General features: G+C 40.4%; 2 protein-coding genes. Both read right to left on the reverse strand.

Going from position 1 to position 18,830, the window contains the following annotated elements:
• Positions 1 to 8,487 (reverse strand): Ig-like domain-containing protein (locus IEX65_RS27680; protein ID WP_188771616.1); only part of this gene is annotated, 8,487 nt, incomplete at its 3' end.
• 365 nt (positions 8,488 to 8,852) lie between these two features.
• Positions 8,853 to 18,692 (reverse strand): beta strand repeat-containing protein, encoded by a 9,840-nt coding sequence (locus tag IEX65_RS27685; RefSeq protein ID WP_188771618.1) that lies wholly within the window; start codon positions 18,690 to 18,692, stop codon positions 8,853 to 8,855.
• Positions 18,693 to 18,830 lie beyond the last annotated feature (138 nt).

Below are 18,830 nucleotides of genomic sequence, written 5' to 3' on the forward strand. Positions count from 1 at the left end.
CGTAGTATTGGTAGTACCAATCAAAATCGGAGCAGCAAAACTACCTGAAGAGTCGGAGAGTTCGACACCAAATTGATTAGAACCATTGAAAGTACCAGTTGTTGAGAAAGTAACATCTACTGAATTTCCTGCACAGATATCCGTTTTAGAAAGAGTAGGAGCATTGATGGTTGCCAAGTTGCCGACAACGGTAAACGTTATGATTTTAGGTCCATAAGTAACACCTCCACCTTTATTATCTTGAGCGTATCCTGTAACTGTCAATGTATAATTACCAGGTTTGAAATTTCTACCCCAAACATCCAGACCGAAATTATCAAAGAGAGCATAGGGAGATACATTTTGGAGGATATTCCAATTGAGTTCTGGACCTTGAATATTCATTTCGAAACTTTCGATAGTAACTGATGAACAAACAGGGTTTACCAAAATAGAAACTTGGTCAGGGATTTGGTTGATAACCATGCCATTTGTTAGCGGGAACAGGGGTTGGTAAGGATTACCAGCTTTCACATACAAGTAATCAACAATACGAGAAGGGTCGCAAGGGTCGATACCGCTTACAATAACATTTGTTGTTGCTATGGAACTGCAACCATTTAGCCCTATAACAGATAATGTATATACACCTCCATTTACAGGAAGAGCATTAGGAACTGTTGGCGTGCTAAGAGTACTGCTGAAATTATTTGGGCCAGTCCAATTATAGCTTACGGCTCCCGTTCCTATCAAACTAATCGTTTGTCCGACTGTGTAAGGGCCTGTATTTGTTGCCGTAATTATTGGCGTAGCTTTAATTTCGAGACCATTAACAGAAGTACTTGGGTCAGAAGTACATCCATTAACAGTACAAGTAGCTGAGATGCTATAAGTTCCAACTGCCGAAAGTGTTAAACTCGTACCGGTGGCAGCACTTGGCGACCAAGTAACCGTACCCGCACACCCGCTTGCAGTAAGAGTAAGTGAAGAAGGCGAACAAACGACTAAAGTAGTCGGTGGTGTAATGCTTGGAGCGTTTGGTTTGGCTTTAATTTCAAGACCGTTAACCGTAGCCGAAGCATCAGAAGTACATCCATTGACAGTGCAAGTAGCCGAAATACTATAAGTACCAACTGCTGAAAGTGTAAGACTTGTACCCGTACTGCCACCCTGTGACCAAGTAACCGTACCCGCACACCCACTTGCTGAGAGAGTAAGTGAAGAAGGCGAACAAACAGAAATACTAACAGGTGGAGTAATCGTTGGAGCGTTAGGTTTAGCTTTAATTTCGAGACCATTAACAGAAGTACTTGGGTTAGACGTACATCCATTGACAGTACAAGTAGCTGAGATAGCATATGTACCTGTGGCTGAAAGTGTAAGACTTGTACCCGTGGCAGCTCCTTGCGACCAAGTAACCGTACCTGCACACCCGCTTGCAGTAAGAGTAAGTGTTGAAGGCGAACAAACGACTAAAGTAGCCGGTGGTGTAATGCTTGGAGCGTTTGGTTTGGCTTTAATTTCAAGACCGTTAACCGTAGCCGAAGCATCAGAAGTACATCCATTTGCAGTACAAGTGGCCGAAATACTATAAGTACCAACTGCTGAAAGTGTAAGACTTGTACCCGTACTACCACCTTGTGACCAAGTAACCGTACCCGCACACCCACTTGCTGAGAGAGTAAGTGAAGAAGGCGAACAAACAGAAATACTAACAGGTGGGGTGATAGTTGGAGCGTTAGGTTTAGCTTTAATTTCGAGACCATTAACAGAAGTACTTGGGTCAGACGTACATCCATTGACAGTACAAGTAGCTGAGATAGCATATGTACCTGTGGCTGAAAGTGTAAGACTTGTACCCGTGGCAGCCCCTTGCGACCAAGTAACCGTACCTGCACACCCGCTTGCAGTAAGAGTAAGTGTTGAAGGCGAACAAACGACTAAAGTAGTCGGAGGTGTAATGGTTGGAGCGTTAGGTTTGGCTTTAATTTCAAGACCGTTAACCGTAGCTGAAGCATCAGACGTACATCCATTGACAGTGCAAGTGGCCGAAATACTATAAGTACCAACTGCCGAAAGTGTAAGACTTGTACCCGTACTGCCACCTTGTGACCAAGTAACCGTACCCGCACACCCACTTGCTGAGAGAGTAAGTGAAGAAGGCGAACAAACAGAAATACTAACAGGTGGGGTGATAGTTGGAGCGTTAGGTTTAGCTTTAATTTCGAGACCATTAACAGAAGTACTTGGGTCAGACGTACATCCATTGACAGTACAAGTAGCTGAGATAGCATATGTACCTGTGGCTGAAAGTGTAAGACTTGTACCGGTGGCAGCACTTGGCGACCAAGTAATAGTACCCGCACATTCACTTGCAGTAAGAGTAAGTGTTGAAGGCGAACAAACGACTAAAGTAGTCGGTGGTGTAATGGTTGGAGAGTTAGGTTTAGCTTTAATTTCGAGACCGTTAACCGTAGCCGAAGCATCAGAAGTACATCCATTTGCAGTACAAGTAGCCGAAATACTATAAGTACCAACTGCTGAAAGTGTAAGACTTGTTCCCGTACTACCACCTTGTGACCAAGTAACCGTACCCGCACACCCACTTGCTGAGAGAGTAAGTGAAGAAGGCGAACAAACAGAAATACTAACAGGTGGAGTAATAGTTGGAGCGTTAGGTTTAGCTTTAATTTCGAGACCATTAACAGAAGTACTTGGGTCAGACGTACATCCATTGACAGTACAAGTAGCAGAGATAGCATATGTACCTGTGGCTGAAAGTGTAAGACTTGTACCGGTGGCAGCACTTGGCGACCAAGTAATAGTACCCGCACATTCACTTGCAGTAAGAGTAAGTGTTGAAGGGAAACAAACTACTTGGGGATTAGGAGGGGTAATTGTTGAAACACCCGGTTTAGCTTTAATTTCGAGACCATTGACTAAAGTAGAAGCATCAGAAGTACATTCTTTAACTGTGCAAGTTGCTGATACACTATAAGTGCCAACCGCTGAAAGTGTTAAGCTTGTACCAGTAGCTCCACCTTGTGACCAAGTAACGGTACCTGCACAATCACTTACAGTAAGTGTAAGAGTAGAAGGAAAGCAAACCGAAAGACTCGGAGGAGGCGTAATAGTAGGTGCAGCAGGTTTAGCCTTGATTTCAAGGCCAGTTATTGCAGTGCTTGGGTCGCTTGTGCAAGTTAGTTCAGTACAAGTGGCTGTAATACTGTAGGTTCCAGCTGCTGATAAAGTTAGAGTACTTCCAGTAGCACCAGTTGACCACGTGACTACACCGCCACAACCATTAGCTGTCAATGTCAAAGTCGAAGGTTCACAAACTACCATTGTAGGAGGTGGAGTAATTGTTGGTGCTGAAATACCCGTACCAATATATGCTAATCCTCTTAAATCATCTGGATTACTTCCAAAAGCAGGTGTAACCTCTCCGTTTATTTTAAATTTATTAAATGAACTTCCAATATTTGAAGTTAGAAACACTCCATTTCCTTCATATACAGCTCCAAATGTTTCTCCATTTGTTGTGCCAATAATTGGAATCGATGTAATTGTAAGATTTACAGGGTCAATTTTTTCATAAATTACTGTTCCGTTTCCTGACCAGTGATAAATAAACCCATCGTCGTAATTATAGGCAATTACTTCTCCATCAGCACCATTACCTAATGCACGTAACAATGTTTTCTGTGCATTAGTTATATCAATTTTATATAATGTTTCTGGTACCGTTGCACCATCACCTGTAACAGCATAGCAAACTCCTTCGGTCGAGAAAGTTAGACTTGAAAAATTGTCACCTAAATTGCCAATTTCTGTACAAACACCAGTGGTTGGAATAATTGATGCTAAAACTCGTCCTGATACTGCAGAGACTTTCAGAATTGCATAATATTTACCATCGGCAGGGTTTTGTGAAATGGCATTGATTCCTGTTATTGTTTTTCCTGTTAATATCGGTTTAATTCTTCGATTAATTGACCAGTCTGATGTTCTGACTGTCCATAATGAATCTTGGAATGGAGATACTCCAACTGCTTCTACATTATATAATTTAACATTTATAAAATCTGTAGCAATTCTTTGTGACTCACACACACCATTATTACAACCAACAAAATATTTTCTGGATGAAACCGGAGAGACGGATAATAGACTTCCTGTGCCAATAGCTGTACCTCCAGATAATTGTCCATACCAAGTTATAACTCCGCTTGAGCATGCTGCTGAAAGTGAAACGCTATTACCTAAACAAATCGTTGTACTGCTCACTGAAACACCTGTTGGAGCTAATGGTGAGGCATTGATTACCAATCCATTGTTTCCTGTACTCGCCACAGAAGTACAACCATTTGCCGAACATGTAGCCGAAACATTATATGTTCCAGGTGCAGATAATGTCAGACTCGTTCCAGTTGAATTATCAGACCATGTAACAGTACCTGTACAGCCACTGGCAGTAAGATTAAGAGTTGCAGGAGAGCAAACCACTGATGGACTCGTTAAAGTAACTGTCGGAGCCGATGGTACAGTATAAACATTTATTGAATTGGAAGTAATTGTTCTTCCACTGTTACAATTAGTGGTTTCACAAGCTGCATAAAATGATTGGCCAGTACCAGCAGAAGGAATGTAGCTAAAAGTTCCGCCTGTTCCGAGTTGAGTTGTACCAGCTGGCGAGCCATACCAAGTTACAGTCCCGGAAGTACAAGTAGCCGAAAGCGTTATGCTTGTACCTACACAAGTATTTGTTGTGCTAATCGATACGCTTGTAGGCTTTATATTATTGAAATCAAATGGAACTGTAAATGTACATATACCATCTGTTACTTTTGCGTAAAGTGTTTGAGAACCTGTTGGAATTGTATTATTTGCTGTAAACTTATTACCTGTTGAAGTATATGTGCCCGCAGAAGTTGTTGCAGCGGCATCAGTAAAAATACCACTAACTGTGTAATTATTACTTCCACCCAAAGCGAAGATTGGGCAAGTATTCGTAACTACCATTTTATTATTGGTAATTATTGAGCTAACATTGAGCAAATCGTATTTCAAAACACCACTATTGCTAAATGTACTTAACGTGGTATTATGTAACGTGCCATTTATTTGAATATATCCTTGATTTGTGGTTGTTCCAGTATTAAAATATTGCCCCGTAACGAGTAGAATACCACAAGCATTATTTAACAACGATGAAGAGTTATATTTCTCAATATTACCATTTGATGTTATAATACCTGTGTTAGTCAGTCCACCATTGGATAATAAAATAGTACTATTAGTTGATGTCAAATTCATATTCGCACCAGATTCATTAACTATACTACTCAAATCATTAATTATGATACCTCTGCTTGCATTAATAATTAAACTTGAATTTGTTTTATTATTGAAAGTACCAGTTATTTCTAAACTATTATTTTGAAGGGAAGTAATGTTTAATGTACCATAGTTATCGACGGTACTATTATTAATTTGAAACGCATTTTTGTTTGCAGCAGTGGCATCAGAATTAGTTATATTTATAGTCCCATTATTTGTCAAAACTCCACCAGCCTCGACTAATAATACATTAAGTGCATCAGATACTACTGTAAGTGTGGCTCCTGAATTTATCGTAAGGTTAGCTCCCGTACCATTTATAAAAATATTTTTTACAGAAGCTATACCCGAATTGATTACTGGGTCTTTTGCAACAGCAGGTATAATCACTCTACCATTCGTCATATCTGGCACCCAAGCAGGATTCCAGTTGCAAGCGTTATTCCAATCTGTATTTATCAAGCCTGTCCACGTGATATCAACATTTCCGGGAGAAGAAATTAAAGGAGTACATGGATTATATGTAACACTAACATTCGGACTCGGCGAGCTTGCACAATTGTTGGTTCCAGTACATTTTGCAAAGAAAGTTTTGTTTGCCGAAATCGTAGGTGTATTATTTGGTAGTGCTACAGTACTGTTCGCCGCATCATACCAAGTAATTGTGAATGGTGAGTTACAACCTGAAGCAGTTAAAGTAGTGGTTCCTGTGGTTGTAAGTGTTGATGGTGTTGCTATCGGACTTGTTGGGGCTGAAGTAGAGTTGACAGTTACAGACACAGTTCCTGTTGCTGAACAATTATTCGCATTCGTAACAGTAACACCGTATGTTTGAGTGCCTATTGAAGCTGGAACGGCTGTTGTGGTATTTGAATTAGCTAAAACAACGCCATTACCGCTCCATACATAAGTGGTTCCTCCTGCGGGGGCAGACAAATTGAGTGTGGCATTTTGGCATACTGGGTTTGGTGTTGGTGTTATCGTTGCACTGGGTGGAGAGTTTATCACCACTGTTTGGCTACCCGTCATATTGGTTGTACAACCGCCAGTAGTTCTTGTGGCAACAACTGTGTAAGTACCAGTAGCAGTTTGGTTGCCAAAACTAATAGCAGCACCAGTTCCGGGAACTGGACTTCCTGAATTTGAAGTACCATTTTTTAGTTGATAAGTTACACCACTTTCAGAATTTGATAAACCTAAAACAACACCCGAACTTCCAGAACAATATGCACCACCTCCTGTAACATTATAAGCCGTAGGTGGGGTACAATACGAAACTGTTATTTTCCCATCACCTGTTCCCAAAAATCTAAAAGTACTACCTGAAACGGTTGCACCACCAATATTCGTAAAGCCATCAATAGCTATTGGGGTCCAACTTATTCCATCATTACTATAAATTACATATGAAAGAGGTGTAAGTACACCATTAAGGTCATTTACAATTCCAACAAAATGCCCGTTACTATATTCAAAAGCACCTTCCCCATACGCCCCACCTAAAACAGTATTGGCTGGGGGTGATGCAATTGTGCCTTTATTAATAAATGAATTTGGATTAGTTATAGTAGATGTTGAAACAGAGAAAAAGCCAACATAAATATTGAAAGTTGCATCCATTTCCATTCCCATAAAATGGTATTTAGTGCCATCCCAAACTACATCATTGAATGAATAAGTAGAGAACGAAAGGGTAGGTGTTATATTTGTCCAAGTAATCCCATCGGCCGATTGCATGATTTTTGCACCGTAAGGAGGAACATTAGAAGTACCTAAAGCAAAGAAATTTCCGTTTACATATTTTACTTTAAAATAATAATTATCAGCAGTATTAGCCGAAGTCCATGAAACACCACCGTTTGTCGAATAAGCAATCGCTCCAATACTGGTATTTGTATTTTGGCCAGTGGCTACAAATTTAGAGTTGCCAAAAGTAACCGTATTAAAATTATAGGCAGGTGTCGCTATTTCAGACCACGCTACGCCATCATTAGTTGATTCCAATACGGTATTTCTGCCAACTGCCAAAAACTTTGTTCCATTATGAGTTACACCATAAAGCTCTTTTGGATTAGGAGGTGTTCGGTCTGTCCATGTCGTAAAATCGGGTGAAGAAAAAATTTGACCACGTCCATTTGTACCTACGCCTACATAGCTGGTTCCACTGTATGCCAATGCACTGTAACTACCATTGGGGAATTTATAAGTGGTACCGTTTGTGGAAGAAATGATACCCTCATTACCGAATTGAAAGTATTTGCTGTTTAGATAAGCAGAGCCAGCTAAACCAGTTAAATATGCGGTTTTTGGTTCAAGAGTAAAATTTATTCCATCTGTTGATGAATAAATTCCATTACTTCCATGATAGCTGCTATTTCCAAAAAAGTAAAATTTTGTGCCGTCGTAAATACCTTCAAAAGCCTGATTTGGACTTGTAATTGTAGTGGTGGTAGCATTAGGTAATGTTACTACAATCGAACTTGAAGCATTTGTCCAAGTAATAGCATCTGTTGATGAAAATATAGTTGTGGAAGAAGTGAATACATAAAACTTATCTTTTAAATACTGCACTTTATTCATAAATATACTATTTTGAACCAACTGGTAAGACCACGAATTTGATGCTCCAGTTGTTGAACGGTAAACATAGGCGTGATTCGCAACGTTAGTGAGGCCAATCGCAAATGTTCCGTTTCCATACGTTATGTTTCTTAATTGGTCTCCTGCATTACCAACACCCAGGGTAACTGTTGTCCAGGTAATACCATCAGTTGATTTTTTGACAGTAGCATTATTTCCAACTGCATAAAAGGCTGACTGAATATAGCGTATATCATTGAAATATTCGGTCGTACCAGAGTTTCTACTTGTCCAAGTAAGTCCATCGGTTGATGAAAGTATTTGACCGTTTGTCCCTGCTATAACAAAAATACCTGCTCCAAAAGCAACGCCGTTGAATGTTCCAGTTGGATTACCTTGTACTTTAACCCAAGCTTCACCATCTGTCGCCTTATAGATTTTGCCGACAGATAAAATTGAAATATAAAATCCATTCCCAAAAGCAATTCCTCTGGCATTAGGATTTCCCCCTGATGGTATGCCAATATCCGTTGTTACGGTTGGAGCTTGACCCTTTATGATTGTTGTAGATATTAATAATGCTAACAAGATGTTGGATAACATTATTAATTTTCTAAAACTTGAATATAAACTTCTATTTTTTCTTAATATAAGAAGATGTTTGGAATTTATATACTTCATATGTATATAAGATAGGGTAAAGGCTTTTTTCATAAAATTTTGTTGTTTTTTATTAAAATATTGAATCAGCTGTGTAATTCGAGAGAATAATGATGTGCTTATTATTGTCTTGTTTTTTTTGTATAAAAAACTAATGTAAGGCGAATAAGTATGTTGTCCTAATTAATCTTATTGAGTGGTAATATAAAATTAGAGTATTGGAAGGTGTATAAAAATCAAAACCCCTTCAAATCACATGGAATGAAGGGGTTTTGATAAATAGAAATAGAGTGTTAATTACTACAGCCCTGTATTTCAGCTTTGAAAACAGCCCCTGATTCAAAACCTGGACTGAGAACAATACTCTTACCAGCTTGATAAGTTATATTTGCTGGAGATGAGACTTTGTTACTGGCATTTATTGTGTTAACCGCTTTTTTAGTGTTAGTTCCAGTTAGATTATTGTTTGGACTCACCAAATTATAGGCAAGTGGATGAACCGTTACTTGACTGATAGCTGGATTACTGACTACTACTTGATTCGACGATGTAACTCTTATGAGATACTTAGTGCCTTCGAGTGTATTCTGAGGAATCGTACAAGTAAGTGTACCCGTAGTATTGGTAGTACCAATCAAAATCGGAGCAGCAAAACTACCTGAAGAGTCGGAGAGTTCGACACTAAATTGGTTAGAACCATTGAAAGTACCAGTTGTTGAGAAAGTAACATCTACTGAATTTCCTGCACAGATAGCCGTTTTAGAAAGAGTAGGAGCATTGATGGTTGCCAAGTTACCCACAACAGTAAACGTTATGATTTTAGGTCCATAAGTAACTCCTCCACCTTTATTATCTTGAGCGTATCCTGTAACTGTCAATGTATAATTACCAGGTTTGAAATTTCTACCCCAAACATCCAGACCGAAATTATCAAAAAGAGCATACGGAGATACATTTTGGAGAATATTCCAATTCATTTCTGGTCCTTGCAAATTCATTTCAAAACTCTCGATAGTTACAGAAGGGCATACTGGGTTTACCAAAATAGACACTTGGTCAGTCATTTGGTTGATAATCATACCGTTAGTCAGAGGGAACAGCGGTTGGTATGGATTACCAGCCTTAACATATAAGTAATCGACAATTCGAGAAGGGTCGCAAGGGTCAACGCCATTGATTACCACATTCGTAGTAGCGATAGCACTACAACCATTTGTTCCAACTACAGAAAGTGTATAAACGCCACCATTTACTGAAAGAGTATTTGATATAGTAGGATTACTTAAAGTACTTGAGAAGTTATTCGGACCATTCCAGCTATAAGAGCCTCCTCCAGTACCATTTAAGTTAATTGTTTGTCCAACGGTATAAGGCCCCGTATTGGTTGCTGTGATAATTGGTGTTGCCTTAATTTCCAGACCAGTAACTGTTGTACTGGCATCAGAAGTACAGCCATTGACAGTACAAGTAGCTGAGATGCTATAAGTTCCAACTGCCGAAAGTGTTAAACTCGTACCGGTGGCAGCACTTGGCGACCAAGTAACCATACCTGCACACCCGCTTGCAGTAAGAGTAAGTGTTGAAGGCGAACAAACGACTAAGGTAGTCGGTGGTGTAATGGTTAGAGCGTTAGGCTTAGCTTTAATTTCGAGACCGTTAACCGTAGCCGAAGCATCAGAAGTACATCCATTGACAGTGCAAGTAGCCGAAACCGCATAAGTACCAACTGCTGAAAGTGTAAGACTCGTTCCCGTACTACCACCCTGTGACCAAGTAACCGTACCCGCACACCCACTTGCTGAGAGAGTAAGAGAAGAAGGTGAACAAACCGAAAGGCTTGTTGGTGGGGTGACAGTTGGAGCGTTAGGTTTAGCTTTAATTTCGAGACCATTAACAGAAGTAGAAGCATCAGACGTACAACCATTGACAGTACAAGTAGCAGAAATAGCATATGTACCTGTGGCTGAAAGTGTAAGACTCGTTCCCGTACTACCCCCTTGCGACCAAGTAACCGTACCCGCACACCCACTTGCAGTAAGAGTAAGTGTTGAAGGCGAACAAACGACTAAAGTAGTCGGTGGTGTAATGGCTGGAGCGTTAGGTTTGGCTTTAATTTCGAGACCGTTAACCGTAGTAGAAGCATCAGAAGTACATCCATTTGCAGTACAAGTGGCCGAAATACTGTAAGTACCAACTGCTGAAAGTGTAAGACTTGTACCCGTACTACCACCCTGTGACCAAGTAACCGTACCCGCACACCCACTTGCTGAGAGAGTAAGAGAAGAAGGTGAACAAACCGAAAGGCTTGTTGGTGGGGTGACAGTTGGAGCGTTAGGTTTAGCTTTAATTTCGAGACCATTAACAGAAGTACTTGGGTCAGAAGTACAACCATTGACAGTACAAGTAGCCGATATGCTGTAAGTACCAACTGCTGAAAGTGTAAGACTCGTTCCCGTACTACCCCCTTGCGACCAAGTAACCATACCTGCACACCCACTTGCAGTAAGTGTAAGTGTTGAAGGCGAACAAACGACTAAAGTAGTCGGTGGTGTAATGGTTGGAGCGTTTGGTTTGGCTTTAATTTCGAGTCCGTTAACCGTAGCCGAAGCATCAGAAGTACATCCATTGACAGTACAAGTAGCCGAAACCGCATAAGTACCAACTGCTGAAAGTGTAAGACTCGTTCCCGTACTACCCCCTTGTGACCAAGTAACCGTACCTGCACAGCCACTTGCTGTAAGTGTAAGTGAAGAAGGCGAACAAACCGAAAGGCTTGTTGGTGGGGTGATAGTTGGAGCGTTAGGTTTTGACTTTATTTCGAGACCAGTTACAATATTACTAGCTGCACTTGTACAACCATTGAACACACAGACAGCTGAGATAGAATAAGTACCAACAGCAGAAATTGTTAGACTTGTACCTGTTGAATTATCCGACCAAAGGACGTTACCAGATATACATGTGGCTGTCAAGGTTAAAGTATTTGGTGCACAAACAACTAATTGGGTTGGTGCATTGACTGTTGGTGTTGTTACAGGGTTTATAGAGACACTTACTTCAACTCGATTTGACGAACAAGTAAATATTTGTGTTTGGTTGTAGGAGAAAACAATTTGACCATCGTCAGCATTATCTCCAACTGTTACGTTTCCATTAGTGACCCCTCCTATATATGAAGAACCACCGCCGCCGCCGCCACCAGGTGTTGTATCAGAGCCACTACCTCCAGAACCACCACCATAGTAGCCACCGCCACCACCGCCGCCGCCGCCAGTACCATTGTAAAATGTTGTAGAACCATTCCCTCCAAGACCAAGATTACCATTTGCTCCAATTGTCCATGTATTTCTTAAACAAGCAGTATTACCTGTATAGTTTCCAGCATTACCTCCAGCAAGTTGTGTTCCTGCTGCTCCAAAGTTTCCTCCACCACCTCCACAGTTACAAGGTGTACCTGTGCCGGCAGTTCCATTAAGTGCGGTAAGTCCACCACCGTTCCCACCATTGCCCGCAGGGCCAGCAACTTGGCAGCCTGGCCATGTGCCATTTTGGCCACCACCACCGCCACCACCAGCTACAATTACCCTATTGTTCAGAGCAGTGCCTCCAACTCTTACATCAGAAGCCCCACCTCCATTAGGAGCGTTACCAATACTATTTCCTCCAAATGTTGTATTTCCGTTGAAACCTCCAGTTCCACCGCCATTAAAACCATTTTTTCCACCAACATAAATATTTAAAACTTGGCCAGGTGTCACGGACAACGTTCCAGTAGCAGTACCACCTAATCCACCAGTGCCACCAATACTTGCATCAGCACCTTTCGCACCTTTGGCTGTAATATTTATTGAAGTTACTCCGGCTGGAACAGTAAAAGTTTGTACCGCTCCTGTATATAAAAAAGTTTGATTTACCAAAGTTGAACCATTGGTTAAATCATTTTGACATAATGGGTAATATTTAGTAGGAGCAGTAAGATTGGGCGTAACAAAAGGACTTGTGGTACTTACAATGTTTCCGCCAGTCATAGAGTCATACCAAACTACATTTCCTGTTGAGCAATTGGCTGTTAATGTTGCAGTTGTATTGTTACAAATAGTAGGGTTATTAGTACCCGTTGGGAGAGAAGGCGAGGTAATTACTGTAACCTGATTGGTTGCAACTCTACTACTAAAACAAATATCGTTTACACATGCAGCATAGTAGGTAGTATTACTTGTTGGTGACTGAGAAAAACTGCTTCCAGTGCCTAAAGATGTTCCACCTGTGCTTTGGTTATACCATGTTATCGTTCCAATTGAACAATTTCCTGTTAGCGATACACTTTCTCCAGAACATATTGTATTTTTATCAACTGAAACATTTGTTGGAATGATTGGTTGGGTAGTTACTGTTACTTCTCCAGTAGCAACTCTTGCACTTTCACAAGTACCGTCAGAACAAGCTGCATAATAAGTAGCAGTGTTAGACGGAGTGTAATTGAAAGTAGAACCACTACCTATTGATGTTCCTCCTGTAGCCTGTGTGTACCATAATACAGTATTTATAGCGGCATTGCTTGCATTAATTGATTTAGAGTATTCTGAACCAGTTAGTTTAGAAGGATTTTGCGAAAATATATTAGGTGTGTTAAGACTTGTACAAGAAGCAGATAAGGTTATACTTGAACCACTACAAATATTTGTGTTATTGACTGAAACTCCTGTAGGGTTAGCGAGAATAGCTTTAATTTCAAGTCCAGTAACAGGTGTGCTTACATCAGAAGTACAGCCATTGACAGTACAAGTAGCTGATATACTATAAGTGCCAGCAGCAGAGAGTGTAAGATTCGCCCCCGTGCTACCCCCTTGCGACCAAGTAACCGTACCCGCACAACCGCTTGCGGTGAGAGTAAGTGTTGAAGGCGAACAAACGACTAAAGTAGTCGGTGGTGTAATAGTTGGAGCGTTTGGTTTGGCTTTAATTTCGAGACCGTTAATCGTAGCCGAAGCATCAGAGGTACAACCATTGACAGTGCAAGTAGCCGAAACCGCATAAGTACCAACTGCTGAAAGTGTAAGACTCGTTCCCGTACTACCCCCTTGTGACCAAGTAACCGTACCCGCACACCCAGTTGCTGTAAGTGTAAGTGAAGAAGGTGAACAAACCGAAAGGCTTGTTGGTGGGGTGATAGTTGGAGCATCTGGTTTAGCTTTAATTAATAAGCCATTATTTCCTGTACTCGATACAGAAGTACAACCATTAGTAGTACATGTAGCCGAAACATTGTAAGTTCCAGGAACTGATATTGTTATACTCGTTCCAGTTGAATTATCTGACCAAGTAATAGTACCTGCACACCCACTTGCAGTTAGATTTAGAGTCGCTGGTTGACAAACAGTTGCAGGGCTTGTAAGTGTAACAGTTGGTGCAGCAGGAATTGTATAAACATTCACTGAATTAGAGGTAATAGTTCTGCCACTATTACAGTTTGTGCTTTCACAAGCTGCATAGAAAGATTGCCCAGTACCTGCCGAAGGTACATAGCTAAATGTGCCACCTGTACCGAGTTGGGTTGTTCCAGCAGCCGAGCCATACCAAGTTACAGTCCCAGAAGTACAAGTAGCCGAAAGCGTTATGCTTGTACCTACACAAGTATTTGTTGTGCTAATCGATACGCTTGTAGGCTTTATATTATTGAAATCAAACGGAACTGTAAACGTACATGTCCCATCGGTTACTTTGGTATAAAGTGTTTGTGAGCCTGCTGGAATTGTATTGTTTGCCGTAAACTTATTACCAACAGAAACATAAGTTCCCGCCGAAGTTGTTGCTCCTGCATCAGTAAAAATTCCGTTTACAGTATAATTATTACTGCCACCCAATGTAAATATTGGACAAGCATTTGTAATCACTACTTTGTTATTTGTAATACCCGAAACTGCATTAGCTTTTAATACACCATTGTTTGTGAATGTACCAGTATTTGTAAAGCTATAAGTATTTGGCATTTGAATTAAACCTGAATTAGTGGTTGTTCCTGGGTTAGTATAAGTACCTGTGGTCATGATTATTTTGCCACAAGCATTATTAGCGATTGTATTCCCAGCAGGGTTTTCAATACCAGTTCCTGAATTAATATTTACTGTACCTGTATTTGTAAAAATAGTAGTTCCTAAAAACTTAAAGGCCAGCACCGAACCATCATAATTAATTGTACCAGCATTATTAAAGTTGACCGCATCTGTCGGTAACGCAATTTCTACCCCAATACCGTTGACAATATTAATTACCCCATTCAAGCTATTAGTAATTGTTGCAGGGGTTGATACTAAACCCACACCAATTGCTTCATCTGTACTATTAATTTTAATTGTTCCATTATTAGTTAAAACTGCATTTCCTGATTGGAGATAAATGTAAGCAGCAACAGCAGTATTGGTGCTGGATTCTATATTGATTGTACCGTTATTCGTAACAGTACCACCAACAATCTGAAGCCCTTTATTTACGCCACCATCGCCTCTAATATTTAGAGTTTGTCCACTATTGATGGTCAATAATGCACCTGATTGTACTTCAAGTGTTTTTACATCAGGAATACTACTTGAAATTACGGGCTTATTTGTAGTATTTGGAATCAATACTTTATTGTTAGTCAAATCTGGCACCCAAGCAGGATTCCAGTTACAAGCTGTATTCCAATCAGTGCTTTCTAAGCCTGTCCAAGTGATATTTACATTACCTGGCGAAGTGCTTAAAGGTGTACATGGATTATAGGTAACCGTAACATTTGTACTTGGAGAGCTTACACAACCGTTGGTTCCAGTGCATCTTGCAAAAAATGTTTTTGTTGCTGTAATTGCAGGGGTATTATTGGCTAATGCTACTGTACTATTAGATAGGTCATACCAACTAATAGTTGACGGAGAATTACAGCCTGTTGCTGTAAGTGAGGTAGTGTTTCCTGAAATTACTATGGTTGAAGGGGTAGCTATTGGGCTGGTTGGTGCAGATGGCTGGATATTTACGGTAACTGACACCGTTGACGTTGCCGTACAACCTGCTGAGCTCGTTGCCGTTAAACCATAAATTTGCGAACCAGTAGCAGTTGGCACAGCTGTTGTTGTATTAGCATTTGCTAAAACAATCCCATTGCCGCTCCAAAGGTATGTTGTTGCACCAGCTGGGGCTGATAAATTTAAAGTGCTATTTTGACAAACTGGATTTGGGGTAGGAGTGATTGTTGCACTTGGTTGTGCATTTACAGTAACTGACACTGTTGCCGTAGCTGTGCAACCAGTCGAACTTGTAGCTGTTAAACCATAAGTTTGTGGGCCAGTGGTAGTTGGCACAGCTGTTGTCGTATTGGCATTTGCTAAAACAATCCCATTACCACTCCAAAGGTATGTTGTTGCACCTGCTGGAGCTGATAAATTTAACGTTGAATTCTGACAAACAGGATTTGGTGTTGGAGTAATTGTCGCAACGGGGTTAGCATTACCTGTACCCTTAATATTTATAATATACGGACTATTCGTTGCATCATTATTTGTAAGCGTAATAGTTGCATTTTTTACACCTGCTGAACTTGGGTCAAATTGCACTGTAAATGTAACTGAACCTGCCGCCGCAATGGGTGAAGTTGGCTGCGTAGTAATCGAAAACTGCCCTGCATCTGCTCCACCCAAAACCGCTAATGGACTACCCGAAAGCGTTAGGTTTGAAAGCCCAGAGTTTTTGATAGTATAGGTTTTGCTAACTATTCCACCCGTTACACAAGCTCCTCCAAAATCAGTATTATTGGCAGTTGCTGCTGCCCCACCATTCGTGATAGCATTGTTTGAAGCATCAGTTACTTCAATAATTGGTAAAGTATTGACAACTGTATAGTTGAAATTATCAATGTCACAAACTGTCAAAGACCCAGTTGTGCTTACCTGAACAGCCGTTAATAATACGTTTTCGAGAGCTGTACCCGCAAAACTGATATTTTGTGTCCAACCAGTGCCGTAAGGGATGCTTCCAGTAACAGTTTTAGTGGCAGTAGCTGTACCACCACCTAATAATGTTCCTGTAAAAGTTATTGAGCCAGTTGCACCTGTTGTTAAGCTTGTTCCAACCCAAGCATCTATAAAGTTTAGTTTAAATGCTTTATTGGCTGTTGTAATCGTAAATGTCCCCTTACTACCCACTGACGTTGTATTAGAAGACCTCAGGAAAAAACCAGATGACCCACTACCGTTTGGCAATTCTTGACGAACCGTAAATCCTCCAGATGTAGAAAAACTAACCCCACTTTGGCTAAAGGTTGTTGCAAGATTTGTTTCATCCTCAAACGTTTCAACCACACTATCGTCATTCTGAATTATACCTGTACCGACCTGTTTCAAAAATACCGTTCCATTGGTAGCATTAGAAAGTGTCATGAAGAAAGTTTCATCAGGTTCAATCGAAGCATCTTTCAAAATTGTAACATTAACTGTTTGAGTTAAAGCACCACCACTCGTAAAGTTTAAAGTCGTGGTAGTGTAAGCCGTATAGTCAGTTCCAGCAGTCGCTGTACCATTTGATGAAGCCAAATCTACGGAGAATGCCGTAGTATTGTTTGTTCGAGTTACAGTAAATGTTGCCGTAGTACTTCCAGCACCAGTACCTTCAATCACACTCACATCATCAATTGATAACTGGGTGTTGGTAAGTGTTGCGGTTCCGTATTTGAAATTATCAATTTGAAGGTATTGAATGCCCGTAGGTGTTGAAAACGAAATTGCCGAAAGCTGTACTCCCGCAAAGGGTGAACCCGCAAAAAGTACAGTAGAGTGAACATTTGTACCCGATGGTGTTATTGCTGCAGTATGTGTTACAGTACCTGAGCCATCAGCTTTTGTACCTGTAAAAGTAATTGTACAGTTAGTTGGTGTGTATGTGAAGTTTGGAGAAGTCCCCGTAACTGAGGCAGCCCATAAATCAACACTAATAACATTGAACGATTTTCCAGGTGAGGTTATCTGCAAAGAACCTTGATTTCCAACTGCATAAGGCTCAGTAGAAGCGGCATAACCCGATGTTCCTCCTTGCCCGAAGTTGCCTGCATTTCGTACAATTAATTTCCCAGTTGTTTGAAAGTTATTTCCACTTTGTGAGAATGTTGAAGTTTGATGCGTTTCATCATCAAATGGCTCATTAATGGCATCATCATCTAAGATTGTTCCCGTTCCTGTTGCATCTAATAAAACACCACCCGTTGGATTAGAAAGCGTCATTATAAATGTTTCGTCGGGTTCAACGGTTGCGTCACCATTGACCACTACGTTTACTGTTTGAGTCAAAGCTCCGCCTGCCGTAAAATTTAATGTTGTCAAAGGAAACGCTGTATAATCGCTCCCAGATGTAGCCGTTCCGTTTGAAGACTGTACTTGCACTGAACTTGCCGCAGTATTATTACTTCGAGTGACAGTAAAAGTAAAATTGGTTGTACCAGAGTTTCCCTCATTTTGACTTACATCGTTAATCGAAAACTGATTAGTTACAACCGCTTGGGTTGTGAAATTAATGTGGTCTAATTCAACAAACTGAACCGAAGCCGATGTCTGAATAGCCAATGAAGTTACATATACTCCATCTAAAGCAGTGCCTGTAAAACTCAATCCATTAACCACATTATTAGTTTCTCTTGTAAGTGGAGTTGTAACCGTACCAGTAGAAGGTACATTCACCGTGGCCGTGGCTGTTCCTCCACCTACTAATGTTCCCACAAAGGTTACATTGCCATTAGTAGCTACACTTCCACCTTTACTGGAACTTATGAAAGCTGCAAATGAATTGATTTTGAAGGAGGTACTTGCATTGTTAATAGTAATACTTTTCGAGAGTCCTACTCCTTCGAGTTCATTGGCTATGACTATGTAAGAGGTAGAATTACTATAGCCAAATCTTGGAGTGGATATATTCTGAAAAAGTGTAGTAGAAAAAAAACTAATTCCACTCTCTGTAAAGGTATGAGGCGTTGTATTATTTAATGTCGTTTCATTCTCAAAATCCTCCGTAGCCGTAACCTGTGCAAGTGCATGAACAGACATCAATAAAACTACAGCAAAAGCCAGTAGAGTTTTGAAAGTTTTATTAAAAAATTGAGTAAAAATAGTTTTCATGTCATTAAGATATTTGGAATACTTATTCCTTTAGTTTCATGAGCAATAAATGTCGTTGGTTGGTGAATTACATTGATTAACTCTATAGTGGATTAAAAATGAAATAATAAATTCCGAAGTGTATTTTTAGCTTAAAAA

The organism is Emticicia aquatilis, from assembly GCF_014644295.1.
GTDB lineage: Bacteria > Bacteroidota > Bacteroidia > Cytophagales > Spirosomataceae > Emticicia > Emticicia aquatilis.

Bases quoted from the DNA above. Each gene is read 5' to 3' on its own strand.
- IEX65_RS27685 (WP_188771618.1), bottom strand. From the start codon at position 18,692: ATGAAAACTATTTTTACTCAATTTTTTAATAAAACTTTCAAAACTCTA.